Source organism: Brachybacterium muris, from assembly GCF_016907455.1.
GTDB lineage: Bacteria > Actinomycetota > Actinomycetes > Actinomycetales > Dermabacteraceae > Brachybacterium > Brachybacterium muris.
The window spans coordinates 2,070,350-2,095,906 of sequence record NZ_JAFBCB010000001.1; the positions used below are offsets into that span (position 1 = coordinate 2,070,350).

The 25,557-nt window shown below is 68.1% G+C and carries 25 protein-coding genes; 14 read left to right on the forward strand and 11 right to left on the reverse strand.

Annotated elements, in window-relative coordinates:
* Positions 1–125: 125 nt before the first annotated feature.
* The 3 genes from JOD52_RS09560 (at position 126) to JOD52_RS17875 (ending at position 4,895) form a co-directional block, all read left to right on the forward strand.
* Positions 126–4,019, forward strand: coding sequence for a multifunctional oxoglutarate decarboxylase/oxoglutarate dehydrogenase thiamine pyrophosphate-binding subunit/dihydrolipoyllysine-residue succinyltransferase subunit (locus JOD52_RS09560; protein ID WP_204409676.1), 3,894 nt, complete (start codon positions 126–128; stop codon positions 4,017–4,019).
* Positions 4,020–4,069: 50 nt separating this feature from the next.
* Positions 4,070–4,714 carry a GDSL-type esterase/lipase family protein gene (locus JOD52_RS09565; protein ID WP_204409678.1) on the forward strand — a complete coding sequence of 215 codons (645 nt, stop codon included), beginning with the start codon at positions 4,070–4,072 and terminating at the stop codon, positions 4,712–4,714.
* A 106-nt stretch (positions 4,715–4,820) separates the two neighbouring features.
* Positions 4,821–4,895 (forward strand): 50S ribosomal protein bL37, encoded by a 75-nt coding sequence (locus tag JOD52_RS17875; protein ID WP_370696128.1) that lies wholly within the window; start codon positions 4,821–4,823, stop codon positions 4,893–4,895.
* A 123-nt stretch (positions 4,896–5,018) separates the two neighbouring features.
* Here JOD52_RS17875 and JOD52_RS09570 read toward each other — a convergent pair whose 3' ends face one another.
* Complete coding sequence (locus JOD52_RS09570) at positions 5,019–5,348, reverse strand: hypothetical protein (protein WP_017824037.1); 330 nt, start codon at positions 5,346–5,348, stop codon at positions 5,019–5,021.
* Complete coding sequence (locus tag JOD52_RS09575; RefSeq protein ID WP_204409680.1) at positions 5,345–6,007, reverse strand: sigma-70 family RNA polymerase sigma factor; 663 nt, start codon at positions 6,005–6,007, stop codon at positions 5,345–5,347. Before JOD52_RS09575 ends, JOD52_RS09570 begins: the two co-directional genes overlap by 4 nt.
* Positions 6,008–6,309: 302 nt before the next feature.
* On the opposite strand from JOD52_RS09575, the gene JOD52_RS09580 reads away from it, so the two are divergent.
* From JOD52_RS09580 to JOD52_RS09605, 6 genes are all read left to right on the forward strand, one after another.
* Positions 6,310–6,876 (forward strand): DoxX family membrane protein, encoded by a 567-nt coding sequence (locus JOD52_RS09580; protein WP_017824035.1) that lies wholly within the window; start codon positions 6,310–6,312, stop codon positions 6,874–6,876.
* 4 nt (positions 6,877–6,880) lie between these two features.
* Positions 6,881–8,209 carry a 3-phosphoshikimate 1-carboxyvinyltransferase gene (aroA, locus tag JOD52_RS09585; protein ID WP_204409682.1) on the forward strand — a complete coding sequence of 443 codons (1,329 nt, stop codon included), beginning with the start codon at positions 6,881–6,883 and terminating at the stop codon, positions 8,207–8,209.
* Positions 8,206–9,249: a ribosome small subunit-dependent GTPase A gene (rsgA, locus tag JOD52_RS09590; RefSeq protein WP_017824033.1), complete on the forward strand. Its 1,044-nt coding sequence runs from the start codon at positions 8,206–8,208 to the stop codon at positions 9,247–9,249. The genes aroA and rsgA overlap by 4 nt, the downstream gene beginning before the upstream one ends.
* Positions 9,250–9,258: 9 nt before the next feature.
* Positions 9,259–10,059 (forward strand): histidinol-phosphatase, encoded by an 801-nt coding sequence (gene hisN / locus JOD52_RS09595; RefSeq protein WP_017824032.1) that lies wholly within the window; start codon positions 9,259–9,261, stop codon positions 10,057–10,059.
* A gap of 174 nt (positions 10,060–10,233) precedes the next feature.
* Positions 10,234–11,454 (forward strand): pyrophosphate--fructose-6-phosphate 1-phosphotransferase, encoded by a 1,221-nt coding sequence (locus tag JOD52_RS09600; RefSeq protein WP_204409685.1) that lies wholly within the window; start codon positions 10,234–10,236, stop codon positions 11,452–11,454.
* Between the two features lie 46 nt (positions 11,455–11,500).
* The gene (locus JOD52_RS09605; protein ID WP_204409686.1) at positions 11,501–12,343 is read left to right on the forward strand and encodes a C2 family cysteine protease; all 843 of its coding nucleotides are present in this window, start codon (positions 11,501–11,503) and stop codon (positions 12,341–12,343) included.
* 27 nt (positions 12,344–12,370) lie between these two features.
* Here JOD52_RS09605 and JOD52_RS09610 read toward each other — a convergent pair whose 3' ends face one another.
* Positions 12,371–13,024, reverse strand: coding sequence for an SGNH/GDSL hydrolase family protein (locus tag JOD52_RS09610; RefSeq protein WP_204409687.1), 654 nt, complete (start codon positions 13,022–13,024; stop codon positions 12,371–12,373).
* 998 nt (positions 13,025–14,022) lie between these two features.
* Here JOD52_RS09610 and JOD52_RS09615 point away from each other — a divergent pair.
* Positions 14,023–15,435 (forward strand): IS1380 family transposase, encoded by a 1,413-nt coding sequence (locus JOD52_RS09615; RefSeq protein WP_420887412.1) that lies wholly within the window; start codon positions 14,023–14,025, stop codon positions 15,433–15,435.
* A gap of 147 nt (positions 15,436–15,582) precedes the next feature.
* Here JOD52_RS09615 and JOD52_RS09620 read toward each other — a convergent pair whose 3' ends face one another.
* Positions 15,583–15,807 carry a hypothetical protein gene (locus JOD52_RS09620; RefSeq protein WP_204409688.1) on the reverse strand — a complete coding sequence of 75 codons (225 nt, stop codon included), beginning with the start codon at positions 15,805–15,807 and terminating at the stop codon, positions 15,583–15,585.
* A 402-nt stretch (positions 15,808–16,209) separates the two neighbouring features.
* On the opposite strand from JOD52_RS09620, the gene JOD52_RS09625 reads away from it, so the two are divergent.
* The 3 genes from JOD52_RS09625 to JOD52_RS09635 all read left to right on the forward strand — a co-directional run bounded on the left by JOD52_RS09625 (position 16,210) and on the right by JOD52_RS09635 (position 19,528).
* Positions 16,210–17,121: a hypothetical protein gene (locus JOD52_RS09625; protein WP_204409689.1), complete on the forward strand. Its 912-nt coding sequence runs from the start codon at positions 16,210–16,212 to the stop codon at positions 17,119–17,121.
* A gap of 101 nt (positions 17,122–17,222) precedes the next feature.
* Positions 17,223–18,785 (forward strand): IS21 family transposase, encoded by a 1,563-nt coding sequence (istA, locus tag JOD52_RS09630; RefSeq protein WP_204408388.1) that lies wholly within the window; start codon positions 17,223–17,225, stop codon positions 18,783–18,785.
* On the forward strand, positions 18,782–19,528 hold the full coding sequence (locus JOD52_RS09635; RefSeq protein WP_338124028.1) for an ATP-binding protein: 747 nt from the start codon (positions 18,782–18,784) through the stop codon (positions 19,526–19,528). The genes istA and JOD52_RS09635 overlap by 4 nt, the downstream gene beginning before the upstream one ends.
* A 100-nt stretch (positions 19,529–19,628) precedes the next feature.
* Here the strand turns inward: JOD52_RS09635 and JOD52_RS09640 are convergent, their stop codons facing one another.
* From JOD52_RS09640 to JOD52_RS09665, 6 genes are all read right to left on the reverse strand, one after another.
* Complete coding sequence (locus JOD52_RS09640; RefSeq protein ID WP_204409690.1) at positions 19,629–19,805, reverse strand: SOS response-associated peptidase family protein; 177 nt, start codon at positions 19,803–19,805, stop codon at positions 19,629–19,631.
* A 126-nt stretch (positions 19,806–19,931) separates the two neighbouring features.
* A complete protein-coding gene (locus tag JOD52_RS09645) occupies positions 19,932–20,918 on the reverse strand; it encodes a hypothetical protein (protein WP_204409691.1) in 987 nt (328 codons plus the stop codon).
* 87 nt (positions 20,919–21,005) lie between these two features.
* Positions 21,006–21,224, reverse strand: coding sequence for a hypothetical protein (locus JOD52_RS09650; RefSeq protein ID WP_204409692.1), 219 nt, complete (start codon positions 21,222–21,224; stop codon positions 21,006–21,008).
* Positions 21,221–21,949, reverse strand: coding sequence for a hypothetical protein (locus JOD52_RS09655; protein WP_204409694.1), 729 nt, complete (start codon positions 21,947–21,949; stop codon positions 21,221–21,223). The genes JOD52_RS09650 and JOD52_RS09655 overlap by 4 nt, the downstream gene beginning before the upstream one ends.
* A gap of 289 nt (positions 21,950–22,238) precedes the next feature.
* Positions 22,239–22,796, reverse strand: a complete 558-nt coding sequence (locus JOD52_RS09660; RefSeq protein WP_204409695.1) for a PIN domain-containing protein — start codon at positions 22,794–22,796, stop codon at positions 22,239–22,241.
* A complete protein-coding gene (locus JOD52_RS09665; protein ID WP_204409696.1) occupies positions 22,793–23,908 on the reverse strand; it encodes a helix-turn-helix domain-containing protein in 1,116 nt (371 codons plus the stop codon). The genes JOD52_RS09660 and JOD52_RS09665 overlap by 4 nt, the downstream gene beginning before the upstream one ends.
* A gap of 344 nt (positions 23,909–24,252) precedes the next feature.
* Here JOD52_RS09665 and JOD52_RS09670 point away from each other — a divergent pair, with 344 nt between their 5' ends.
* A complete protein-coding gene (locus tag JOD52_RS09670) occupies positions 24,253–24,828 on the forward strand; it encodes an S-layer homology domain-containing protein (protein WP_204409698.1) in 576 nt (191 codons plus the stop codon).
* Between the two features lie 492 nt (positions 24,829–25,320).
* Here JOD52_RS09670 and vapB read toward each other — a convergent pair whose 3' ends face one another.
* Positions 25,321–25,548, reverse strand: coding sequence for a type II toxin-antitoxin system VapB family antitoxin (vapB, locus tag JOD52_RS09675; protein WP_204409699.1), 228 nt, complete (start codon positions 25,546–25,548; stop codon positions 25,321–25,323).
* Between the last annotated feature and the right edge of the window lie 9 nt (positions 25,549–25,557).

Here is a 25,557-nt window from a genome sequence, read left to right on the forward strand (position 1 = left end):
GACAGGTCCCTCCCGCTGGACGGGAGGACGGTCGGCGCAGCGGCGCCTGGCCCCCAGCGGGCACATGCTCCGTTACGCTGGTCGCATCCACATCACTCGACCGTGAGAAGGCTGGCGATCTCAGAGTGTCACAGCAGACACAGAGCCCGGAGACCCCGGAGTTCGGTCCCAATCAGTGGCTCGTGGACGCGCTCCGCGAGCAGTGGCAGCAGGATCCCGCGAGCGTCGATCGGAGTTGGGCGGAGTTCTTCGCCTCGCATCCCGGCGGCTCGGGTTCCTCCACCGCCCAGCAGACCTCCGACTCCGAAGCGGACCCCGAGCCCGAACGGGCGCCCGAGCCTGACCGCGACGACGCCGAGAGCGCCGCGAGCACTCGTGCACCCGACGAGTCCCCCGCCTCCGAGCAGAGCCTCGACGCGCCCCCTGCCCCTTCATCGACTCCCGCGAAGGAATCCTCCCCCGTGAACGACGCCTCGAAGGCCGACGCGAAGACGCCCGAGCCGAAGCAGACCGAGAAGGCCGAGAAGGCTGAGAAGACCGACACCGCTGAGACGAGTCAGAAGACAGGCTCGTCGGACGGCCCCACGATCTCCAGCACCTCGGACCGGCCCGCCAAGATCCCCACCACCACCTCGCAGATCCCCGCGGTGGAGCTGAGTGAGCCCGAGCAGGTCAAGCTGCGCGGTCCGGCCGCCGCCGTGGTGCGGAACATGGACGAGTCCCTCACCGTCCCCACCGCCACGTCCGTGCGCGATGTGCCGGTCAAGCTGCTGTTCGACAACCGGATCGTCATCAACAACCACCTCAAGCGCAATCGGCAGGGGAAGGTCTCCTTCACCCACCTGATCGGCTGGGCGATGATCGAGGCGATCACCGAGATCCAGGACATGAACAACGGCTTCGACGTCGATGAGAAGGGCAAGCCCCTCCTGCTGAAGCGCGAGGACATCAACTTCGGTCTCGCGATCGACATGCCCCGCCCCGACGGCTCGCGCGGACTGGTGGTCCCCAACATCAAGGCCGCGCAGCGCTTCGACTTCCTGGGCTTCTGGCGCGCCTACGAGGAGGTCGTGAAGAAGGCCCGTGCGGGCAAGCTCACGATGGACGACTTCACCGGCACCACCGTGTCGCTGACCAACCCCGGTGGCATCGGCACCGTGCACTCGATCCCCCGCCTGATGAAGGGGCAGGGCGTGATCGTGGGCGTGGGCGCGATGGACTACCCCGCACAGTTCCAGGGCTCCAGCGCCGCCACCCTCGCGAACCTCGCCGTGTCCAAGGTGATGACGCTGACCTCCACCTACGACCATCGCATCATCCAGGGAGCCGCCTCCGGCGAGTTCCTGAAGAAGATGGCCGACAAGCTGCTGGGCAAGGACGCCTTCTACGACCGGGTGTTCGCGGCGCTGCGCATCCCCTACCAGCCCATCCGCTGGGTCGAGGACAACCCCTTCCGCTACTCGAAGTCCGAGCGCCTGGCACCGGTGATGGACCTGATCCACTCCTACCGGGTGCGCGGCCACCTGATGGCCGATACGGACCCGCTGCAGTACCGGGTCCGTCACCACCCGGATCTGGACGTGGAGACCTACGGCCTGACGCTGTGGGACCTGGACCGCACCTTCCCCACCCGGGGCCTGGGCGGCAAGGACGAGATGACCCTGCGCGAGATCCTCGCGGTGCTGCGCGATGCGTACTGCCGCTCGATCGGCGTGGAGTACATGCACATCACCGATCCCGAGGAGCGCAACTGGCTCCAGCGGGAGATCGAGACGCCGCGCCGCCCCTTCGAGAAGGAGGAGCACACCCACATCATGGACCGGCTCAACGCCGCCGAGGCGTTCGAGACGTTCCTGCAGACCAAGTTCGTGGGCCAGAAGCGATTCTCGCTCGAGGGCGGCGAATCCGTCATCCCCATGCTGGACTCGATCCTGCACGACTCCGCCCACGACCAGGTGGAAGAGGTCTGCATCGGGATGGCCCACCGCGGCCGCCTCAACGTGCTCTCCAACCTCGCCGGCAAGAGCTACTCCCAGATCTTCCAGGAGTTCGAGGGCAACGTGGGCCAGAACCTCGGTTCCGGCGACGTCAAGTACCACCTGGGCACCGAGGGCACCTTCACCGCGCGCGACGGCGCCGAGACCAAGGTGTACCTGGCGGCGAACCCCTCCCACCTGGAGGCCGTGAACCCGGTGCTCGAGGGCATCGTGCGCGCCAAGCAGGACAAGCTCGAGCGCGGCAACGACTTCCCGGTGCTGCCGATCCTGATCCACGGCGACGCGGCCTTCGCCGGGCAGGGCGTGGTCACCGAGACCCTGAACCTCTCGGAGCTGCGCGGCTACCGCACCGGCGGCACCATCCACGTGGTCATCAACAACCAGATCGGCTTCACCACCCTGCCGGACTCCTCGCGCTCGTCCTTCTACTCCACGGACGTAGCGAAGTCCACGCAGCTGCCGATCTTCCACGTCAACGGTGACGACCCGGAGGCCTGCGTGCGGGTCGCGGAGATCGCCTTCCGCTACCGTCAGAAGTTCCACCGCGACGTCGTCATCGACATGGTCTGCTACCGCCGCCGCGGTCACAACGAGGGGGACGACCCCTCGATGACCCAGCCCCAGATGTACGCGCTGATCAAGAACCAGCCCTCGGTGCGAAAGCTGTACACCGAGGCGCTGATCGAACGCGGCGACCTCACCGAGGACGAGACCCAGGGCGTGATGCGCAACTTCCAGGAGCACCTGGACCAGGCGTTCGCCTCGACGCGTCCCGCCAAGGGGGAGGACTCCCAGGACGAGGTGCAGGGCCTGGACCTGCCCGACTCGCAGAAGCAGGAGCAGGCCGGGGCCGCAAGCGACGAGGACAGCGTGAGCACCGCGATCGACGCCTCGGTGCTGGAACGGATCGGCGAGGCCCACACCTCCTACCCCGAGTCCTTCACCGTGCACCCGAAGCTGGCTCCCCTGGCCGCCAAGCGTCAGCAGATGTCCGCCGAGGGCGACATCGACTGGGCGTACGGCGAGCTGCTGGCCTTCGGCTCGCTGCTGATGGAGGGGCGCCGCGTGCGCCTGGCCGGTCAGGACTCGCGGCGCGGCACCTTCGTGCAGCGCCACAGCGTCTTCATCGACCACGAGAACGGTGACACCTGGACCCCGCTGCTGCACCTCGGGGACGACCAGGCACGGTTCAACGTGTACGACTCCTCGCTGTCGGAGTTCGCTGCCCTGGGCTTCGAGTACGGCTACTCCGTGGAGAGCCCGGACTCGCTGGTGCTGTGGGAGGCGCAGTTCGGCGACTTCGTCAACGGCGCGCAGACCATCATCGACGAGTTCATCTCGGCCTCCGAGCAGAAGTGGGGTCAGAACTCCGGCGTGGTGCTGCTGCTCCCCCACGGTTACGAGGGCCAGGGCCCGGACCACTCCTCCGCCCGCATCGAGCGCTTCCTGCAGCTGTGCGCCGAGGACAACATGCGGGTGGCGATGCCGTCCACGCCGGCCAGCTACTTCCACCTGCTGCGCCGTCAGGCCAAGGCCAGCCCCCGCAAGCCGCTGATCGTGTTCACGCCGAAGTCGATGCTGCGCAACAAGGCCGCCACCAGCCAGGTGGAGGACTTCACCTCCGGCACCTTCGAGCCGGTGCTGCCGGACACCACGGTGGATCCGGCGAAGGTGACGCGGGTCCTGCTCACCTCCGGGAAGGTCTACTGGGACCTGGTGGCCAAGCGCACCAAGGAGGAGTTGGAGGACACGGCGATCGTGCGGGTCGAGCAGCTGTACCCGCTGCCTGTCGACCAGTTGGTCGCCGCCCTGGACGCCTACCCAGAGGCCGAGCTCACCTGGGTGCAGGAGGAGCCGCGCAACCAGGGTGCCTGGTTCTACATGGCGATGAACTTCGCCGTGACCGTGGGGCGCACCCTGCGGGTGGTGGCCCGTCCGGCTTCGGCCTCGCCCGCCACCGGTTCCTCCACCGCCCACAAGGCGGAGCAGGAGGACCTGCTGCGCCGTGCCTTCGAACGCTGAGCGGCCTCGTCGCTACAGTGGAGCCTTCGTCCCCGTCCCAGGAGGTACCGGTGCCCTCGCCATCCACCCCGTCCGATGCCCACCAGGACCCCCGTATCCGCATCATCGCCCTGGGCGACGAACTGCTGGCCGGGGTGGGTGATGCGCGCGCCCTGGGCTGGCTGGGACGCGCTGTGGCCAACGAGCAGGGTGCCACCAGCCGCATCGACCTGTTCACCTCGGCACTGCCGCAGGAGACCTCCGCGGAGCTCGCCGAGCGGTGGGACGCGGAGGTCGCTCGTCGCACCGATGAGCGGGGACGCGCCGATGGCAGTATCGACCATCGTGTGGTGCTGGGGATGGGCCGGGCGGACGTCACCTCCGGCATCTCCCTGGCGCGCTCGCGCCTGAACCTGGCCAAGGTGCTGGACGGCCTGGAGCGGCAGCGGATGTCCGCTTTCGTGGTGGGACCCCCGCCCAGCCGCGATGCCGGCCTGACCGCCGCCGTGCGGGACCTGTCCGGCGCCTACGAGGACGTCTGCTCACGGCGCCGCATCCCCTACGTGGACACGGTCCAGGCGCTGGACGGCCACGAGCAGTGGACCGGCGACATGGCGCGTTCCCAGGGCGATCATCCCGGTCAGACGGGCTACGGCCTGATGGCCTGGCTGGTGCTCCACGGGGGCTTCGGGAGCTGGCTGGGCACCTCCGCGTGATCCATCCGACTCACTCCGGCGCGGCACCCGCCGGCTGAGCACGACAACCGGACCCCGGGCTATGGCACAATTGCGGGGTTGACCGGCCCGAAGGAAGGAGAGCGCGATGAGCAAGCGCGGACGCAAGCGCAAGTCCCGCCGCAAGAACGGCGCCAATCACGGCAAGCGCCCCAACTGCTGATGCAGCTGATCACCTCGGTGATTACGAAGGCCTCTCCCCGCTCGGGGAGAGGCCTTCTGCATGTCCGGCCGGTGATCGGGCGCGATGGCAGCACCGGCGGCCCCGTCGGCCCTGACATCGGCGTCAGGTGCGCGGCTGCCTGACGGTCGAGCTGGTGGTGGAGATGTGCACGCTGGAGGAGCCGTCGGCCGCGGCGCGGGAGACGGTCACGCTGCGGTACTGGACGGTGATCCGCTCGCGCAGCGAGCTGGGGGCGCGGTCCGCGCAGCTGCGGCGCACCAGGTCCTTGACCCGGCGCAGCCGTTCGAGCTCCTCGGCGCATTCGGGGCACCCCTGAGCGTGGCTTAGCATGCGCTCGACGATGTCGATGGGCAGCTCGCCGTCGAGGGCTTCCTCCAGTCCGAAGCGGGGGTCCCGTTCGGTCGGCATGCGGTCGATCGGTTCGCGGTTCATCGCTCCTCCTCCGACTGCTCGGCGCTGTCGTCGCTCTCGCGCAGGTAGCCGCTGCGACGGGCGTAGTCGGACAGTAGCTCCCGCAGCTGGCGGCGCCCGCGGTGCAGTCGCGACATCACCGTCCCGATCGGGGTGTCCATGATCTCGGCGATCTCCTTGTAGGCGAAGCCCTCGACGTCCGCGAGGTAGACCGCCATGCGGTAGTCCTCGCGCAGCTCGGCCAGGGCGTCATTCACCGCGGAGTCCGGCAGGTGGTCCAGTGCCTCGGTCTCGGCCGAGCGCAGGCCCTTGCTGGTGTGGGACTCCACCTCGGCCAGCTGCCAGTCCTCGACCGTGTCGGTCCAGGACTCCTTGGGGCGGCGCTGCTTCTGCCGGTAGGTGGAGATGTAGGTGTTTGTCATGATGCGGTACAGCCAGGCGCGCATGTTGGTGCCCGGGGTGAACCGGTCCCGAGCGCGGAAGGCCTTCATGAAGGTCTCCTGCACCAGGTCCTCGGCATCGGCCGGGTTGCGGGTCATCCGCAGGGCACCGCCGTAGAGGGAGTCGAGGTGGGACAGCGCCTCGGTCTCGAAGTCGAAGTCGGTGTCCCCCGCTGTCGCATCGTCCGGTACCGGGGCGGCCTGGCCGCCGGGCAGCTCGGTGGGCTCGGTCTGTGTCATCGGTACCCAACTTACGCCAGGAACCTCGGGCGCGCGCCCGGGCGCGTCCAGGACTGCGAGGCTCATCCGGCCCCCTCTCCACGTTCTGGGTCCTCGGGCCGGTCTCGGCCCGTCGAAGGTCTGAACGCCGCGGCGGCGGCCGATGTTCCCGTCCCGGCTGCGGTCGTTCCCGGCCCTGCACCGGTCCCGCACCTGATGGTGGTGCCAGTCACGGTAGGCTGATCCGCGTGCCGAGGTATCCCGGGTCGGCCAGAACACCCGGCCTCGGCTCTCCAGACAATCGTCGAGAACGTGAGGACACCATGTCTCTGGTCCGCCGCATCGCCCGCCCCCTGCTCGCTGCCCCCTTCATCCTCGAAGGGATTCGCACGGCCTCCCAGCCGGAGCGCGAGATCGATGTCTACCCGCAGGCCTTCGAGGCCGTCGACTCCGCCCTGGCGAAGACCTCCACCCCTGATTTCCTCGATGCCCGCACAATCATCCGCGTCTCCGGTGCCGTCGCCGCCGGCGCCGGCATCATGTACGCCTCCAACCGCTGCCCGCGCCTGGCGGCGGCCACCCTGCTGGTGACCACCTCGGTGGGCTGGGCCGGCCGCAAGCGCATCTGGGAGCTCTCCGGTGAGGAGCGCATGCAGGAGCTGCAGTCGATCCTCACCGACGCCGGTCTGCTCGGTGGCGTGCTGCTCGCCGTGGTCGACCACGACGGCCGTCCCTCCATGGGCTACCGCGTCGAGAAGTTCGTCGAGCGCAGCAAGAAGAACGCCGAGGCCAAGCAGCGCGAGCTGGAGAAGAAGGCCGACAAGCTGGGCAAGAAGGCCAAGAAGAGCGTGGACGCCACGCAGAAGAAGCTGGCCGCTCAGCGGGGCTGAGCGCGTGAGCTCCGAGGTTCTGTGGACCGCTCCGGTCGCCCAGAGGCCGGTGGACGCCCTGGTGAGGGTGCCCGGATCGAAGTCGCTCACGGCTCGGTGGATGCTCCTGGCCGCGATCGCGGATGAGCCCACCGAGCTGCGCGGGGCCTTGGTGTCCCGCGACACGCGCCTGATGCGCGATGCGCTCGAGCGCCTGGGCGCGGTGCTGTCGGTGAGGGACGGGGCGCTGCACGTCACCCCGATCCCCCCGCCGGCGGCGGAACCCGCCGAGCCGATCGAGATCAACGCGGGCCTGGCCGGGACGGTGATGCGCTTCGTGCCGCTGCTGGCCGCCCTGCACCACGGGGACGTCCGCTTCACCGGGGACACCGGCGCGCTGCTGCGGCCCATGTCCCCGGTGATAGCGGTGCTCAGAGCCCAGGGGATCGAGGTCACCGAGCACGGCGAGCCGGGGCACCTCCCCTTCACCGTGCACGGCACGGGCCGCCTCGCCGGTGGCCGCGTGGTGGTGGACGCCTCGGACTCCAGCCAGTTCGTCTCCAACGCGCTGCTGGTCGCCGCCCGCGGCGAGGAGGACCTCGAACTGGTGCACCGCGGTGCCTCGCTGCCGTCCTTGCCGCACATCGAGATGACGATGGAGACCCTCGCCGAGGTGGGGGTGCAGGCCCAGCACGAGGTGGATCCGGACGGCCAGCACACGTGGCGTGTGGCCCGTGGCCCGATCCGGCCCGGCAGCATCATGGTGGAGCCGGACCTGTCCAACGCCGGCCCGTTCCTGGCGGCCGCCATGGTCACCGAGGGCACGATCGCCATCGCCGACTGGCCCGAGCGCACCACCCAGCCCGGCGACGCGTACCGGGAGCTGCTGGAGAAGATGGGCGCAGAGGTGTGGCGTGAGGACGACGCGATCTGCGTGGGAGGCACCGGCACCATCATGGGCATCGATGCCGACCTGTCCCGCACCGGCGAGCTGACACCCACCATCGCCGCACTGGCGGCACTGGCGGAGACCCCCAGCAGGCTGCGCGGCATCGGGCACCTGCGCGGTCACGAGACCGATCGGCTGCGGGCCCTGTCCACCGAGCTCACCCGGATCGGGGCCACCACGGTGGAGACCGAGGACGGACTGGAGATCGCCCCCGGACCGCTGACCGGCACCGTGTTCGAGACCTACGAGGACCACCGCATGGCCACCGCCGCCGCGATCATCGGACTGCTGGTGCCGGACGTGCGGGTGGTGAACGTGGAGACCACGCAGAAGACGCTGCCGGACTTCGTGGGCATGTGGCTGTCCATGCTCCACACCGACTCCCCCGCAGGGGGCACCTGTTGAGCCGCTCAGCGCGCGACTTCGACGAGTCCGACGTGAAGGTGCGCCCCAACCGCCGGGGCAGCCGTCCGCGCACCAAGGAGCGCCCTGCCCACAAGGACGCGGTCCCCGCCCGCGTGGTGTCCGTGGACCGAGGGCGGTGGCGCACCGTGGTCGGTGCCGGCACCGAGGACGAGCGCACCGTGACCGCGATGCGGGCCCGCGAGCTGGGCCGCTCCCCCGTCGTCCCCGGGGACATCGTGGCGCTGGTGGGTGACACGTCCGGTGCCGATGGCACCCTGGCCCGGATCGTGCGGATCGAGGAGCGCAGCTCGTTCCTGCGGCGCAGCGCCGACGACGACGACTCCTCGGAGCGTCCCTTGGTGGCGAACGTGGACACCATGGTGATGGTGACCGCCCTGGCCGATCCGGAGCCGCGCGGTGGCATGGTGGACCGCTGCCTGGTCGCGGCGTACGTGGCCGGGATCGATGCGCTGCTGGTGCTGACCAAGGCGGACCTGCGAGACCCGGAGGGTTTCCTGCACAGCTACGCGCCGCTGGGACTGGAGCACCTGGTCACCCACCAGGCGGAGGACGGGACCATCGTAGGCCTGGACGAGCTGCGTGAGCGGCTCACCGGGCACGTCAGCGTGCTGATCGGCCACTCCGGGGTGGGCAAGTCCACCCTGCTCAACGCCCTGGTGCCCGGGACGCAGCGCGCCACCGGGGTGGTCAACGCCGTGACCGGCCGCGGCCGGCACACCTCCTCCTCGGCACTGGCGATGCAGCTGCCGGACTCCGCGGGCTGGGTGATCGACACCCCGGGGGTGCGCTCCTTCGGCCTGGGGCACGTGGCGCCCGAGGAGCTGCTGGAGGCCTTCGCAGACCTCGCGGAGCTGGCGGAGCAGTGCCCCCGCGGCTGCACCCACCTCGAGGACGCCCCGGACTGCGCACTGGATGAGCTGGTGGAGCGCGGCGAGGCCGGGACGGCCGGGCCCGCACGGTTGGCCTCGTACCGACGTCTGGCCGCGGCGCTGCGCCGGAACGACCCCTGGGACGTCTAGGCTCTACCCATGTCCAGCCGCTTCGCCGATGATCTCCGTCTGGCCCATGTGCTCGCCGATGCCGTGGATCAGCTCACCATGTCCCGCTTCAAGGCCCAGGACCTGGAGGTCACCACCAAACCGGACCTCACCGAGGTCACCGACGCCGACCGGGCCGCCGAACAGCTGGTGCGCTCGCAGCTGTCGCGGTCCCGCTCGCGGGACCAGGTGATCGGTGAGGAGTTCGGCTCCACCGGCTCCTCGAACCGCCAGTGGGTGATCGACCCGATCGACGGCACCAGCAACTTCGTGCGCGGTGTGCCCGTATGGGGCACCCTGATCGGTCTGATCGAGGACGGTCAGCCCGTGGTGGGCCTGGTCTCGGCCCCCTCCCTCTCGCGCCGCTGGTGGGGAGGTGCCGGTGCCGGTGCATGGACGGGTTCCAGGATCAGCAGCGCCTCGCGGCTGCAGGTGTCTCAGGTGGACTCCATCGAGGACGCCTCCCTGTCCTACTCCTCTCTGCACGGCTGGGCCGACGCCGAGCGGCTCCCGCAGATGCTCAACCTCATGCAGCGGTTCTGGCGCACCCGCGCCTACGGGGACTTCTGGTCGTACATGCTGGTGGCCGAGGGCGCGGTGGACGTGGCCTGTGAGCCGGAGCTGAACCTGCACGACATGGTGGCCCTGGCCCCCATCGTCACCGAGGCCGGCGGCCGCTTCACCTCCATCGACGGGGAGGACGGTCCCTTCGGCGGCAGTGCCGTCGCCACCAACGGCATCCTGCACGACGAGGTGCTCGAGGCGATCGCCGCCCGCGACGACCGCGACTGAACCACCCGCAGCGGACGCGGCTGAATCGTCCGCCGCGACCGCGCCTGATGCAGCAGTCCCCCTCTAGTCCCGGTCCTTCGGGACGTGCCGGGGACTGCGCTGGACGGAGGTCCCTATGCGGCTCGGTAGACTCTGGGCGTCTTTGACCCGAACTCTGAAGGGATCTGATCGTCCATGACCGTCAAGCGCGTCGCTCTGCTCACCGCCGGTGGCTATGCCCCCTGCCTCTCCTCCGCCGTGGGCGGCCTGATCGAGCGGTACAACGAGCTGGTGCCCGAGGTCGAGATCATCGCCTACAAGCACGGCTACTGGGGCCTCCTGTCCGGCGAGAAGATCGTGGTGGACGAGGAGGTGCGTGCCAAGGCCGGCCTGCTGCACAACTACGGCGGCTCCCCCATCGGCAACTCCCGCGTCAAGCTCACCAACACCGCGGATCTGGTCAAGCGGGGCCTGATCAAGGAGGGCGAGAACGCCCTCGAGGTCGCCGCGAACAAGCTCAAGGAGGACGGCGTCGACGTCCTGCACACCATCGGTGGTGACGACACCAACACCACCGCCGCGGACCTCGCGAAGTACCTCCACGACAACGACTACGACCTGCACGTGGTGGGCCTGCCCAAGACGATCGACAACGATATCGTGCCGATCCGTCAGTCCCTGGGCGCGATGACCGCTGCCGAGCAGACCAGCGTGTTCGCGCAGAACATCATCGCCGAGCACGGCTCCAACCCGCGAATGCTGATCATCCACGAGATCATGGGCCGCGCCTGCGGGTACCTCACCGCCCAGGCCGCCGAGTACTACCAGCAGTGGCACGCCCAGCAGGAGTGGCTGCCCGGGATCGGCCACAAGGCCGAGCGCTGGGACGTGCACGCCGTGTTCCTGCCGGAGATGTCCCTGGACATCGACGGTGAGGCCGAGCGCCTGAAGAAGGTCATGGACGAGCACGGCTGCGTGAACATCTTCCTGTCCGAGGGGGCCGGCATCCCCGAGATCGTCGCCGAGATGCAGAGCCGTGGCGAGGAGCCGGAGAAGGACCCCTTCGGCCACGTGAAGATCGACAAGATCAACCCCGGCCAGTGGTTCGCGAAGCAGTTCGCCGAGAAGCTGGGCGCCGAGAAGGTCATGGTCCAGAAGTCCGGCTACTTCTCCCGCTCGGCGAAGGCCAACGCCGATGACCTGCGCCTGATCAAGTCGATGACCGATCTCGCCGTGCAGGTGTCGCTGGAGGGCGGCTCCGGTGTGATCGGCCACGACGAGGACAATGGCAACGTGCTGCGCGCGATCGAGTTCGACCGCATCGCCGGCCACAAGGCGTTCGACATCTCCCAGCAGTGGTTCACGGACGTGATGGACCGCATCGGCCAGAAGGTCGCCCCGGCCGAGAAGGACTGACCGACCAGCGGCCGATACCGCACGCCCGACGAGCCCCGCACACCCGATGAGCACCCCCGTCCCCGAGGCGGCCGCTCACGGGCAGCGCGGGGCTCGCGTGCGCCTGCGCACCTGGCGACGGTCCCTGACGGCTTTGGCCAGCCTCCTGGGTCGCATCAGGGTGACGTCGTCCTCGTTGGCCTCGCCGGGTTCAGAGACGACATCCTCGGAGGGCCTGGCCCCGGGTCCGCATGCCGTACGGTTCGCGCAGGACCGTGGGCCCTGGCGGCCATCGGCTCGGCCCCGCCAGGGACGCCTGGGCGACTGCTGGGTGATGGCAGGGATGCTCGCGGTGCACGAGACGGCTCCGGAGCGTCTGCAGGCGCTGATGACCCGGGAGCAGGACGGATCGGTGACCGTACGGCTGCCAGGAGCCGGGCACCCCGTGCGGGTGGATCGGATGATGCCGGTGGACGCAGCAGGCATGTTCGTCTACGGCCGGCAGGACGGCGGAGGCCCCGGCTGGGCGGGGGTGCTGGAGAAGGCCATCGCCCTGCAGGTCGCGGGCGGCTACCGATTCCTTCAGCGGGGCTTCGGGCGCTTCGGCCTGGAGCTGCTGCTGGGCGAGTGGGGACGCATGCTGCTGGCGATGCCCCCCGCCGGTCAGATCGAGGCCTGGAGGGCCGAGCACCGCGCGATCCTCGCCTCCACCCACCCGCTGAGCCGCCGGGTGCGCACGGCCCACGGCCCTCTGCCGCCGAACCACGTGTTCGCGGTGGTCGGGGCGGAACCGGTCAGTGGTCACATACTGCTGCGGAATCCGGTGAACCCAGGGCGGGTGCTGCGGGTGGATGCACGCACGTTCCGGCGCGGGTTCATCTCGGTGGATGTCACCAGGCCGCTGCGCTGACCGGGCAGCCGGGAGCAGCCGGTCCCGTCAGTCCCGGGCGTCGTCGATCCGTGCGAATTCGGCCAGCCAGGCGTCGGCGATGAGGCGGTGACCGGCGATCGTGGGGTGCACGCCGTCCTCGGCGATGCTGGCGGGTGTGTGCCCCGCCGACCAGGCCCGCTCCATCACCTGCTCCAGGTCCACCACTGCGTGCCGGAACTCGTGGGCCAGATCGCGGATCACTGCCACCTTCTGGTCGAGATCGGCATGGAAGCCGGCCTTCTCCTGGTCGATGTCGGTGACAAAGGGGACCACCATCAGCACAGGCACAGCGGGCCGGGTGGCCGAGAGCTGGTCCAGCATGTACCGGTAGTCGCGCTCGAACTCCTCCGCGGTGACGCTCTCGCCCCGGGTGAAGCCGTGCCAGGTGTCGTTGACTCCGATGTAGATGGTGATGACGTCGGTCTCGAGCTCCAGGCAGTCCCGATCGAAGCGACGCACCAGCTCCTGAGCCCGGTCACCGGAGATGCCGCGGTTGATGACGCGGGCGGTGGGCTCGTGAGCCGCGAAGTGCTCGGCGATGAGGCGCACGTAGCCATAGCCGACACCCTGTGGGTCCTCGGCGCGGCTGCAGTCCGTGATGGAGTCGCCGAGGAACAGGAAGGATCGCTGAGCGCGGGCAGCGGGTGCGGTGGCCGTCATGGGGCAATCCTGCCAGACCACCGAGGAATCGGGCGAGTACGACTGGCCTGGAGGAATAGCGAAGGCCCTGATCAGCATTCCTGCTGATCAGGGCCTTCATCTCGTAGCAGGGATAGGATTTGAACCTATGACCTCCGGGTTTTCACCCCTGGCAGATTGCGGTCTTCCAGCAGGTCATAGCCGCCTTTGAGTGACCTTTGAGGCTCCGGCGCGCTTCAGATTCCCTCAGAATTCCCGGATCTTGCGTAGAACCTTGCGCATAACCTTGGGTCGTGACGAGACAGCGCGGACGGGCGGCGACGACCCGGTTGAGCGAAGGCCAGACGAGCATCGACCGAGCGTCCGTGGCGGTCATCAGAGACGATCAGGGTTGCGCGACAGGAAGGCGGCTTGCATGGTCGATCCTGCTCCCGGGCAATGCCTCACCGACCAGACGGTACACTCAGGGCGGCCACCGGGAGGGCGGCCCCCGGGATACGGATACGGCAATCCGCGCTCGTGCCCGGGCGAAGGCCGATGAGATGCTGGCAGAGCACCGGCGCGGTGCCGCGACCGTCTGGACTCGCCGCGCATCGCTACGGGACTTCTGCGAAGCCATCGTGCGACCCGAGATCCAAGGCGCGCCGCGGCTGAGCGAACGCACGAAGACGGCCTACCTTGCGGCCCTCACCCTCTTGCTGGGAGACTGCGAAGGTAGCAGCAAGGACCCCATCGCCATTGCGAAGGACTCGGGGACAAGACCATCTCGGCGGCGACCAAGTACCTCGCCATGGAAGGTTGCCTGCAGGAGATCTCGAGTCTCCACGGCCGGGAGGTCGCCCATCGCTCTCGCTCCGTCCTCGCAGGGTGGGTCATGCGAAGCCTCCGTCGCCATGAGCCTCGAGATTTCATCGAGGTGTGGTTTCGACTGGTGGACGGCATAGAGAAAGATGCTCCTGACCTGGGATGATACGGGTTGTCCAGACTCGTAGCCATCCACTGGAAGGAGCACCTTTCAGGTGTCCCACCCTACCTTGTTCTTCTACCCCCGCCCGCGCGTGGACATCGCCCCGGTTCCAGCGGTCTCGCATGCTGGTGCGGTGCTGCTGACCGACGCGATCCACGCCACCGGCCTCGCCTCTTCGCTGCGTGAGGTGCTGGATCCTTGGACGAAACCGCTGGCAGAGCATCACGCTGCGAAGATCCTGTTGGACCTGGCGATGACTCTCGCAGTCGGCGGAGAGGTCACCCGTGACACCGACCTACTGCGGTGCGAACCGGGCCTGTTCGGCGATGTCGCCTCGACCCCGACGATCTCCCGCATGATCACTACACTGGCCGAGGACACGCCCGCGGTGATCGAGGCGATCTCCCAGGCCCGCCGCACCGCGCGTGAAAGAGCCTGGACCCTCGCCGGAGCGCATTCCCCGGCTGCGGGGGTCAGTGCGAAGAACCCGCTGGTCGTCGACCTCGATGCCACCCTGATCAACGTCCACAGTGAGAAGGAGCAGGCCGCACCGACGTTCAAACGCGGGTTCGGCTATCACCCGTTGTGCGCGTTCCTGGACCACGGCAGCGAAGGAACCGGGGAACCGCTGGCGATCCAGCTGCGCCCCGGCAACGCCGGTTCCAACACCGCCGCCGATCACATCACCATCACCAGGCAGGCCCTTGCGCAGCTCCCGGCTGGTCTGCTCTCCTCCGGCGGAAGGGGGTCGAAGAAGGTCCTGATCCGCACCGACGGAGCCGGTGGCACCAAGGACTTCGTCAAGTGGCTGACCGGGCAGCGTCTGGCCTACTCAGTCGGGTTCACCCTCCCCGCGAACACTCCCGACCTGCTGGAACGTATCGATGAGGCGAAGACGTGGACTCCTGCCTACGACACCGACACCGACGGGATCCGCGACGGAGCATGGGTCGCGGAACTGACCGGGCTGCTGGATCTTCAGGGTTGGCCGCCCGGGATGCGGGTGATCGTGCGGAAGGAACGTCCTCATCCTGGGGCGCAGCTGCGGATCACCGATCACGAGGGGATGCGCATCACCGCGTTCGCCACCAACTCCCCGCGCGGCCAGCTTCCCGTGCTCGAGCTGCGGCACCGTCGCCGGGCGCGCTGCGAAGACCGGATCCGTAACGCCAAAGACACGGGCCTGATGAAATTCCCGTTGCAGGGCTTCGCGCAGAATCAGCTCTGGTGCCAGATCATCCAGCTCGCCAGCGAGCTCGTCGCCTGGATGCAGACCATCGCGCTGACCGGCCACGACGCACGTCGCTGGGAGCCCAAACGTCTCCGCGCCCGGCTGTTCGAGATCCCCGCGACCCTCGTGCGCCGCTGCCGGCACAGGATCCTGCACCTCGCCGAGCACGCTCCCGAAGCACTGACCGTCCTAACCGGCGTCAACCGGCTCCGCATTGCCGTCGCGCAGACCTGATCCGGCAAGGCCGCCCGTCCCACCGACCAGCAGCATCTCTTCTCGGGAGTGGAACCCGACCGCCCGCAACGGACACTGCGACGATCTGTCACACCCGAATGCCACAATCAGCAGCTGAACACCGGCAACGACGCCGACAGTCCCCGCTCACCAGCCCGATGAAACATCGAGGATGAGCTCATTGACGCCAACCCGATCAAGGGCGAGACCATCGATATTCGATCGTTGGCACGACGGAACGATGACGCGCGCGACGGAGCGACCGTGGCGCTCTCCCGCGCCGAATACGAGAAGGTGGTCCAATATCTCGTCGATCGCGATCCGGCCAGGGGGATCGTCGCTCCGAAGCGGGGTCGCTGGACGCTTGAGCATAGCGTGACGATGCGCAGGAATCTGATCTCGCTCACTCGGATCCAGGCTGGCACCGGGCTGCTCTTAGGTCGAGGTAGGGGGCAGCCGTGGCGGGGTTCCACATCGAGAGGGAGATGCAGGAGCTCGGAGAGCACTTGCGCAACTGGCGCATGGTGCTGGGCCTGACCGCGTAACAGGTCTCCGAGCGCGCGGAGATCCCGCGGACCACGTTGCCCATCTCTACCTCCCGCCTCCTCGCCGGCAGGCCGCAAGGGAAGCTGACGCCCCCCAGGGTTTCTCGGATCCCCGATTCAGCAACTGATGACCATCCGTTCTCGGCTTATCCGACTCGTCTGTCAGACCGATTTGGGATAATCAAGAAGGTCACCATTCCCCAGATTCCCTGAAACGGAGAGCCACGACGTGAGCATCGGTTACCGTTCGATTCTGCAGCTCGAAGACACCACAGATGCAGTGGGCGTCGCCGAGGAGCAGATGCACTACTGGTTGCGCGGCAAGACCAAGGGGCGCGATCGATCCATCGAGCGATCCGACTGGGACGGGCCGGGGGTGCACGAGCTCGGCGAACGGGCACGTCTGACGGTGCTGGGGAACACGAGCCACGACGGCAGGCTGCGTCGGCAGCTGCTCGAGTTCGTCGAGGACAACGACCATGGTGTGTGGACCACCCGCGTCTATGCGATGAGCTCCCCTGACTCCCGACGCTACCGCCAGACCGTGTGGTTCGAGAGCGAAGGGCTCGGCCGCAAAGGGCAGAGCGTCGCACCCTCGCCGCCGAGGATCGTCCGTAACACCCTCGAGACTGTTCTGGCGTTCGACGGTGCCGTACCGATCCTCCCGGAGCCGACGATGGTGCGCGGCGACGAGGCGGAGACCCTCTTCGGCCACATCACCGACCAGGAGCGCTCTCTCTCCCTCATCATCGCCTCGCCGATCCCTGAGGTGGGTGATGAGCCCTGGCGTCGCGCCGTCGACTCGATCACGAAGGAGACTATGGGCTGCGCCTCGTTCTTCGTGCTCGACCAGGACGCGCACCGGCTCCTCAACGATCTCCTCGGCGCAGCCCACTCCCTGCCGCTCGGGGCGCTGCGCACCTTCGTCCCCGGGGTCGAGCTCGATGACCGGCTCGACGCGCGTCGCCATCGCGTGCTGACCACGATGACGGTCCTCAAGGGTCTCGTGCGGAAGCCGACGACGTCGAGCGCGCCCGATCGACTGGTCTTCGATGACCGCACCAAGCGCCTGGTCTCCGTTGAATATTCGCCTCGCTGGGGTCCGCTGATCGAGGGTTCGGGTGCCACGTCGCTGCCGTAGCGGTGGCGTCGTTCGGGACCACCAGTGGTGTCGTTGGGGCCGCTCTGTCTACGCTCCTTCCGCCGTGTGTATAGGGCACGCGGCGGAAGGAGCAATCTGGAATGGTACGGAAGATCAGGGCGAAGCTGGTGCTCCAGCTGCGCGCAGAAGGTCTGTCGGGGCGAGCGATTTCGTCCTCGCAGGGCATGTCCCGCAAGTCCGTGAGGGCGGTGTTCGAGGCCGCTGACGCTGCAGGGATCGGGTGGGGCGATATCGCGGACGTCGCCGATGAGCAGGTGTATGCCCGGTTGTTCCCGGGCCGGGGCGAGCACGAGAGCGTGTTCGCACAGCCGGACTGGGAACAGGTCCATCGAGAGATGGCCAGGGTCGGCGTGACGCTGAAGCTGTTGCACGGCGAGTACTTCGACGCGACCACGGCGGCTGGGGATCCGGCGATGGGGTATGACCGGTTTTGCCGCACCTACCAGCACCACGTCATGGTCACCGGTGCCGCTTCGAGAGTCGGTCACAAGGCCGGCCAGAGCGTGGAGGTCGACTGGTCCGGCCCCACGATGGAGCTGGCCGATCCGGTCACCGGCGAGGTCTCGAAGGTGTTCTTGTTCGTTGCCTGCCTGCCTTTTTCTCGTTACGCGTTCTGCTTCCCGGCGCTGGATATGCGCCAGGAGTCCTGGCTGCGAGCGCACGTAGCGATGTTCGAGGCGCTGGGCGGGACGGTCCCGAGGATCGTTCCGGACAACCTCAAGACCGGTGTGGTGAAGCACCCCCGCGAGGGCGAGATCGTCCTGAACGATGCGTATCGCGAGATGGCAGCGCATTACTCGGCGGCGGTGCTCCCGGGGAGGGTGCGGAAACCGAAAGACAAGGCGAGCGTGGAGAACACCGTCGCGCACGTCGCGACCTGGGTCATCGCCGGGCTGCGGGATCAGCGATTCACGTCCCTGCCCGAACTTGCAGCCGCCATCGGGCAGCGGATGGAGGCCTATAACGCGGAGCCGTTCCAGAAGCGGCCCGGATCCCGCGCCAGCGTGTTCGACGCGGAGGAGCGGCCGCTGCTGACGCCGCTGCCGGCGGTGCCCTACGAGATCTCGACATGGCACTACGGACGACGAGTGGGCAGGAACGGGCACGTCACGTTCGCGCGGAACTTCTACTCCGCGCCGTTCGCGCACATCGGCGCGAAGGTCGATCTGCGCATCACGGCCCGGACGCTGGAGATCTATCAGGGCAGCCAGCGACTGACCAGTCACCTGCTGCTCCCGGAGACCGCGAGCAATGAGTACCGCACCAACGACGCGGACCTACCTGCGGGCGAGCGTTTCCAGGCCTGGGACGCGCAGAGGGTGCGGGCGTGGGCAGATCGGGTCGGGCCGGCCACGGTGATCGTGATCCAGCGGATCTTCGAGTCCGTGCCGATCGTGGAACAGGGCCTGGATCCCGCGTTGGCGGTGCTACGGCTCTCTCGCCGCTTCTCCGTAGATCGGGTCGAGGCGGCCTGCGCACTCGCGCTGACGGGACGGGTCCGTTCACCGCGCTATGCGCATCTGCACCCGATCTTGGCCACCGGGCAGGACAAGGTCGCCGCCCTGCGTCCACCCCGCGAGGAACCCGCGGAAGACGGCGGATACGTCCGTGGCGCCGACTACTACGCCGGAGGTGTCCGGTGAGCGTGATCGATAACGACACGAAGCGGAAGCTGCGCGAGATGGGCGCGACCGCGCTGCTGGACGCGATCGATGCCCAGGATGAGGCTCACGTGCTGGGGATGTCGTTCCAGGAACGGCTCCAGCTGATCGTGGACGAGGCGCATTCCATCTTCAATCATGGAAAGGTCGAGGGTCTGATCCGCCGGGCGGGGCTGCGTTATCCCGGAGCGGACCTGCGGCGGCTGGATCTGGTCGAGGAACGGGGACTGAACCGGAACGTGATCGCGCAACTGGCAACCTGCTCCTTCATCCAGCGGCAACAGAACGTGGTCTTCCAGGGCTTCACCGGCTCAGGGAAGTCCTACCTCGGCTGCGCGCTGGCGAAGCAGGCCTGCCAGCACCGGCTCCGAGCCCACTACATCCGAATGCCCGACCTCGAAGAGGCCTGGGCCCTGGCAAAGGACAAGCCGCAGGGCCAGACGAAGTTCCTGCGGAAGTACTCCACGTTCTCGCTGCTGGTGATCGACGAGTGGCTGCTGGACCATCCTGACGAGGGAATGCGTTCGATGCTGCTGGAACTGCTCGAGCGCCGCTATGACACCGGCTCGACCGTGTTCTGCACCCAGTACCCGAAGAAGGACTGGCACGCCCGGCTCGGTGGAGCAGTCCACGCCGATGCGATCATGGACCGCATCGTGCACAACACAATCTGGATCGACACCGGCGACAGGAACATGCGAGAACACACCGCACTGCCCCAGTGACCCGATGCCGGCGGGAGCCAGTGGTCCCCACCGCGGCGGCTACTGGCCCCCGTCGGCACGATCGGCGGTCCCCAAGAGCAAGATTCGGTGGCTCCCACGACTACGAATACTCACGCTGCACCTCGCCCTCGTCGTCGACGTGCTCGCGGACCACAGGAGCCTTCGTGCGCGGTGCGATGGAGTAGACCGCGCTCCAGTCGAAGCCGGGGTCGGAGCCGATCGCGTAGGAGTGGAGCATCCCCTGGGTGTCGATCTCGAGCACGTACCGGCCGCACATATGGGCCTCCTTCGGCGTCGTGGGTGGCCATCGTAGGCACGTGCGGTCGCGGGGTCACTGCATCGTGGGCGGACTGCTCGCCATGAGGCCTCGGCTCGCGCTGGTTACAGATCGAGGGACATCGCCCTAGGCGACGTTATCCCGCTTGAGTTCAGCGACACGTCTCTGATCCTCGTAACGGAATGCCTCGAGGAGTCGCTGGATCGTGGCAGGGGCGTTCGCATCCTCTGGCCCAGCGGGGCGGGTGTCGTAGGTGCCCGCAAGTTGGACAAGGTCCGCGTTTCTCGGGAACTTCACGGACGCGTTCTCCACGACGCCGGAGATCCTGGCCTGCACTTCCCGCAGGCGCTCCTCACTCGCACGGCGGTGCCAGGATTTCCCCTCGGGGAATCCGATTGCGCCGATCGCCTGATCGATCTTCGCCTTGACGACACCTCGTCGGCGCTCTCCGGCAAAAGAGACCCACAGCCGCCATGCCGCAAGGAGTCCAACGATCCCCGCAAGCAACATGGCGACAACCGATCCGGGTGTAACGGTGACCTCACCATCTGGTGAGGTCGGCGCGACCATGACCAACACCAGCCAGATGAAGCCAAGGAACGCGGCGGCGATCGCGGCCACAAAGCCCTGCAGTCGCGCGCGACGCATCGCCACAGCCGAGACCGTCGGCACGCTCGCCTCGGCGTCTGCGACGATCTGTGGTCGAGCAGCCTCTCGCCGCTCCTGGAGATCCAGCTCCCATGCCAGCTCCCACGCGTCTTGACGGTCGTCGATCGCACGCAACGCTTCGAGCGCGTGGTGGCTCCATCGCTCGAAGCGCTGCCCGTCAGGCGTCTGGATCCACATCGCGAACTGGCCCTGCTGAGCCGCCGCATGAGCCTGCGCAAACATCGCATCTCGCGCCTCGTCGCGGGCCTTCTGCTCCTTGGCGATCCGGCGATCCTGAAACTTCTGGTCGACCTGTGTGAGGAAGATGAGTCCCAGCCACGTGTTCGTCCTCATGCAGACCTGCTCTCGTTTTCGTGCATCGACATGACGGTATTCAACCGCGTGAGAGGCGGAGGCGATGCGGGAATCGATGGATGACACGGCTGCCGCGAGTCCCATCTGCATCCCGGTTGGATCCATCACTGGATCACCCACATGGCCGAGGACGTCGAATCTCGGCTGGAAGCACTGCAGCGCACCTGAGCCGTCAGCTCAGCGGGACGTTTCCACGGGAGTCGTCCTCGGCAGGTCGTTCTCGGTCTGGCCCGAGCTGAGCATGAGGCTCACGCAGCCGGGGTATCTCTTCTCGTGGGAGAGGATAGAGTCGTTGTCCTCGATCCACTGAACGCGCCCCTCGTAGATCGTGCCGCGGTGCTCGAAGCGCACGGTGGGCGCGGTCTGCATCGCGGCGATGTCGCCGGCCTGGATCATGCCGTCTCCTCCTTGGTCGTGGTGGATGCGGGCGAGGCACCGGTGGGTGACTCGTGCAGCCAGATCGCCCGGTCAAGCGCCCGCACCTCGACCCCGAGCTCGCGAGCCACCTCGGTCAGCAGTTCCGTCGCGAGGGCGACCGAGATCTTCTGCCCGGTGACCCGCCCGAGGTAGCGGCGGATCATGACGTCGGGCTTCGTCAGGGATCCGACGCCGGCGTTCATCAGCAAGTACTGCCACGACAGCGGGCCGAGCCCCTTCGGCCTTCTCCACGCCCATTGCGCCTCGTCATCCTCCGCGCGCTCCCGCAGCTGCGCGGTGGTCGTGATCCCGATCGCCTCGAGGTTCGTCAGCGCCTCGTAGATCCCCTCGGCGCGCAGGCGCTTGGTCCTGGGCAGCTTCGAGTGGTTGCGGGTCACCTCGTCCGAGAACCCCGCTGGCCCGCCGGCGGCGTCGATCACGGCCAGGAGGTCCGGGCCCGAGTCCCGCTCAGGGTCCGCGCCGGCGGCGAGTCGGTGGTCGCGGTAGCGGCGCAGCACGCGGCGGACCGACGTGCTGCCCGCCCGCAGCGAGTGGGCGGAGTTCAGAGCGCACAGCGCCAGGGAGTCGCGCATCTCAACGGGCGCACCCCACGTGGCGGGGTCGCCGAGATCGGAACGCACGGCGCGGAGGACACGTTGGGTGGGATCGTCCGTCATGAGCGGATCGTACGAGACGGCACCCACGCCGTCGCGCGTTCGCGCTGACTTCTCAGCTCCGGCACGGCCGCAGACTCACGTACTGCTGCGCGTCGACCGCGTACATAGATGCCCGTGTTCGGGGCACGAGTAGCTCGCGCGAATCATAGAGAACTCGTGCAGGCGTTCTCGATGCTCCTCCCCCAGGAGGTCGACCACTTGGTCGAGCGGGGAGCCGTACTCGCACGCCGACGCGGGGAGGCTGTCAGGGTCGGTCATGGGTCGAGCGTCGGTCGGGTGGTGCATCCGGAGTTCCAGTCGAGGCCCACGAGTCCGCTCAGACGTCATCCCAATCCAGAGCACCCTCTTCAAGCGCCCACATGCGGAACCCGCCCTTCTTGAAGGGCAGGAAGTACTCCCCCGCGAGCAGGTCTTCAGCCAGTGCCTCGACCATCGAGAGGGTCAGTTGCTTCTCTCGGATGGCTTGGCACAGCAGGGATAGGGTCACCTCAACCGTCATCCCTTCCTCTTCACCGATGGCTCGCGGCGTCGAGTCGTCGAGGATCACGGTGTAGCCGTGCACGGAGCCGAGTGCGAGCACGCCGCACTCCCCGAGGTTCTGCCGACCGACAGCGAGCCTTTTCTCATACCTCGCGAACGCCGCGCTCTCGCTCAGGTCATCCAAGCGGTCGACCCGGATCCAGTCAGCATCGAGAACCAGCACCAACTCTGGGATCGTCGCGCGCTGCTCCTCCAGTTCCCTTCTCACGGAGAGTGGGATGACGACCTCGGCGTCGTTCTTCTGCGCGAGAAACTTCAGCACGCCAACCCAGCCGTTCGTCGCGAAGTGCCGCAGCGGCCCGGTGTCAAACACCCAGACCGTGCGGTCGCTCATGAGGTGAACCGCCAGATCTCGTTCTCGTCCCGCTGTGCCGGGCCCGGGAGCTCAGACTGATCCACCAGGTCCCAGAGGAGCTGCACAGCTCGTTCCGGGCTGATCTTCTGGTCGCGGACCAGGCGCAGCACCGCGCGCTGAAAGATGGCCGGCTGTGTGGTGCCCGCGAGCTCGTCATCCGCGAGGAACGCGTCGTACTCGATCATGTCCGTGCGGGTGGTGACGGTGCCCCGGACCTGAGCGGCCTCGGACGAGTCCACGATCTCGAGGTCCGACAGTCGCCGGGCGAGCGTCGACATGTCCACGCGGTACCGGCTCGCGAGGATCACCGCGGCCGCACGCACCCCAGAGCGCTCAGCAAGGCGCTTCCAGTCAGACGTGACCGATGCCGCCGGCAGGAGCAGTGCGCGGGCGAACGCGTCGAGCCGAGACTCGACGTCGCCTCGCCCCTCGCTCACCCGGTAGTCGACCGTGTACTGGTCGCCGACCAGGTAGTGGCCGAGCTCATGAGCGGCGGTGAGACGGCGACGGCCCAGCTTCATGCCGCTGTTGACGAGCGTGACCCCGCCCTGGCGCAGGAGGATCGTGCCGGCATCGGCGACGTCCTGGCCGAGGTCACGGCTCATCACCAAAAGTCCGAGCTCGGCGAAGCGGCGCGGCAGATCCAGCAGCGGAGCACCCGGCTCGACCCCGAGCTGCGACCGCACCTGCGCAGCCAGTTGCTCCGCGTCCTTCCGGGAGGACGGGACGGGCCAGTGACCCTCCGCTGAGGGCAGCGTGAGCGCACCGAGGCTCTGGACGAACTCCACCTCGTCGGCCAGATCTGCAAGCAGCGCGTCGATCGTCGTGTCCGCCGTGTCCAGGCCCTGCGAGGAGCGATGGGCGACAAGCGCCGGCGTCGGCTCCTCGAAGAAGACCGCCATCCGCACACTGAGAGCCTCAGCGATTTCCGAAAGCTCGAGCGCCGAGACCCGCCGCTGCCCGCTCTCGAGCTTGCTGATGACGGAGCGCTCGAGCGAGACGAGGTCAGCGAGCTCACTCTGGGAGAAGCCGCGCCGGATGCGCTGCTCCTGGATGCGCTCACCGAGCTGCTGCGGGGTGACGGTAGCCATGTGTGCGATTATGGCACAGCCGCTTGGAGTGCTGGTTATCAGCCCGTTGCGACAGTCTCAGAGAGCGGCAGCGCCGTGATCGGACTTCTCGGCGGCATCCGCCGCTCAGCCCTCGCCCGCCTCCGCCTCCGCTGCGACCATCGCCGCAGTCTCCGCGTAGCGCGCAGCGATGTACTCCTCGAGCGCCGAGAGCGCGACCCGCCACTGCTTCCGGCCGCCGACCTGGATCGCCCTCAGCTCCCCCGAGCGGACGATGGCCGGCCCACGCCCAGCGCTACATCTCCATCAAGCACACCTACGACCTGACCCTCTCCAGCGAGGCCGAGCGGAAGGCGCTGCAGGAGATGCTCGGCGGGACGACCGCGCCAGCCGGCCCCTTCCTCGACGTGAAGAAGGGCGTCGAGCACTACGACGCGATGGTGTGGATGAAGACCAAGGGCATCTCCACCGGCTGGAAGGTCTCCGGCGGCTACGAATACCGGCCCCTGAACGCGGTGAACCGCGACGCCATGGCGGCGTTCCTGTACCGCCTGGCCGGCTCCCCGAAGGTGTCCCTGCCGAAGGCGAGCCCGTTCCGGGACGTGAAGCCGGGCCAGGAGCACTACACCGCGATCATCTGGGCCTACCAGAAGGGCATCACCACCGGCTGGCCCGACGGCACCTTCCGACCCACCCAGTCGATCAAGCGCGACGCGATGGCGGCGTTCCTCTACCGCTTCGCCGGCGAGCCGAAGACCTCCGCAGCGTCGGGCTCATGCTTCCGGGACGTCTCGAGCAACCAGCAGTTCGCCAAGGAGATGTGCTGGATGAAGAACCAGGGCATCTCCACCGGCTGGTCCGACGGCACCTACCGCCCGCTCCAGTCCGTCAAGCGCGACGCGATGGCCGCGTTCTTGCACCGCTACGACGCGAAGTTCTGACCCGCACATGGATCAGCACAGCAGTCCCGCACTCGATCGAGTACGGGGCTGCTGTGCGCTGTGGGGCATCGACCGCACACCTGCTGCAGTCGGACGAGAGCAAGCTCCTACGTGGATGGCTGCGACGGGTCCGGCTCAACGCGGAGGCAGCGGTGGGGTGCGCGACCGCAGCGCCTCGTTGAGGTCCCGCGCGGCGGTGTCCTTCACGGGAGCGCCGGGCAGCAGCCGGCAGCCGATGCGTACCGCGCGTCCGCATTCCTGGCACTCCCAGGTCCGGTGCCCGCCATGCTGCGGCCCCACGGCGCAGGGACAACTGTGCCAGCCGACGAGGTGTCGGGTGGACCCGCACTGGCACGGCGGCAGAGGCTCCGCCCAGCCGTTCGGGCCGTGGACGAGCCAGGGGTCACGGGGTATCGGGGTCGAGATCGGGGCGGCCATGGGGTCAGGATCGCAGCGGGGTGCGACGGGTGGGGGTGGAGCAGGGCGCAGCCCTCAGCCGCGCCGCCACGCCCCGTCCATCACGCCCGGGTCCCCGAGATCGGCGAAGGTAGCCGCCGAGCGGGCCCAGTCCTCCGCGGCGACCGTCGCGGCGCGCGGGCTCGAGGCCTCCCGCTCGAAGAGTCGGCGAAGATACTCGTTGCGTGAGAGGCCCAGTGCCGCCGCGTCGGCGTCGATGCGTCGGATCGCCGCCTCGCTCAGTCCACGGATCAGGATGCTCACCGTGGTGAC

Bases quoted from the DNA above. Each gene is read 5' to 3' on its own strand.
- JOD52_RS09570 (WP_017824037.1), bottom strand. From the start codon at position 5,348: ATGAACCGCGAACCGATCGACCGCATGCCGACCGAACGGGACCCCCGC.
- JOD52_RS09575 (WP_204409680.1), bottom strand. From the start codon at position 6,007: ATGACACAGACCGAGCCCACCGAGCTGCCCGGCGGCCAGGCCGCCCCG.
- JOD52_RS09580 (WP_017824035.1), top strand. From the start codon at position 6,310: ATGTCTCTGGTCCGCCGCATCGCCCGCCCCCTGCTCGCTGCCCCCTTC.
- hisN (WP_017824032.1), top strand. From the start codon at position 9,259: ATGTCCAGCCGCTTCGCCGATGATCTCCGTCTGGCCCATGTGCTCGCC.
- JOD52_RS09600 (WP_204409685.1), top strand. From the start codon at position 10,234: ATGACCGTCAAGCGCGTCGCTCTGCTCACCGCCGGTGGCTATGCCCCC.
- JOD52_RS09605 (WP_204409686.1), top strand. From the start codon at position 11,501: ATGAGCACCCCCGTCCCCGAGGCGGCCGCTCACGGGCAGCGCGGGGCT.
- JOD52_RS09610 (WP_204409687.1), bottom strand. From the start codon at position 13,024: ATGACGGCCACCGCACCCGCTGCCCGCGCTCAGCGATCCTTCCTGTTC.
- JOD52_RS09620 (WP_204409688.1), bottom strand. From the start codon at position 15,807: ATGCTCAAGCGTCCAGCGACCCCGCTTCGGAGCGACGATCCCCCTGGC.
- istA (WP_204408388.1), top strand. From the start codon at position 17,223: ATGGTACGGAAGATCAGGGCGAAGCTGGTGCTCCAGCTGCGCGCAGAA.
- JOD52_RS09640 (WP_204409690.1), bottom strand. From the start codon at position 19,805: ATGTGCGGCCGGTACGTGCTCGAGATCGACACCCAGGGGATGCTCCAC.
- JOD52_RS09645 (WP_204409691.1), bottom strand. From the start codon at position 20,918: ATGCAGATGGGACTCGCGGCAGCCGTGTCATCCATCGATTCCCGCATC.
- JOD52_RS09650 (WP_204409692.1), bottom strand. From the start codon at position 21,224: ATGATCCAGGCCGGCGACATCGCCGCGATGCAGACCGCGCCCACCGTG.
- JOD52_RS09660 (WP_204409695.1), bottom strand. From the start codon at position 22,796: ATGAGCGACCGCACGGTCTGGGTGTTTGACACCGGGCCGCTGCGGCAC.
- JOD52_RS09665 (WP_204409696.1), bottom strand. From the start codon at position 23,908: ATGGCTACCGTCACCCCGCAGCAGCTCGGTGAGCGCATCCAGGAGCAG.
- JOD52_RS09670 (WP_204409698.1), top strand. From the start codon at position 24,253: ATGCTCGGCGGGACGACCGCGCCAGCCGGCCCCTTCCTCGACGTGAAG.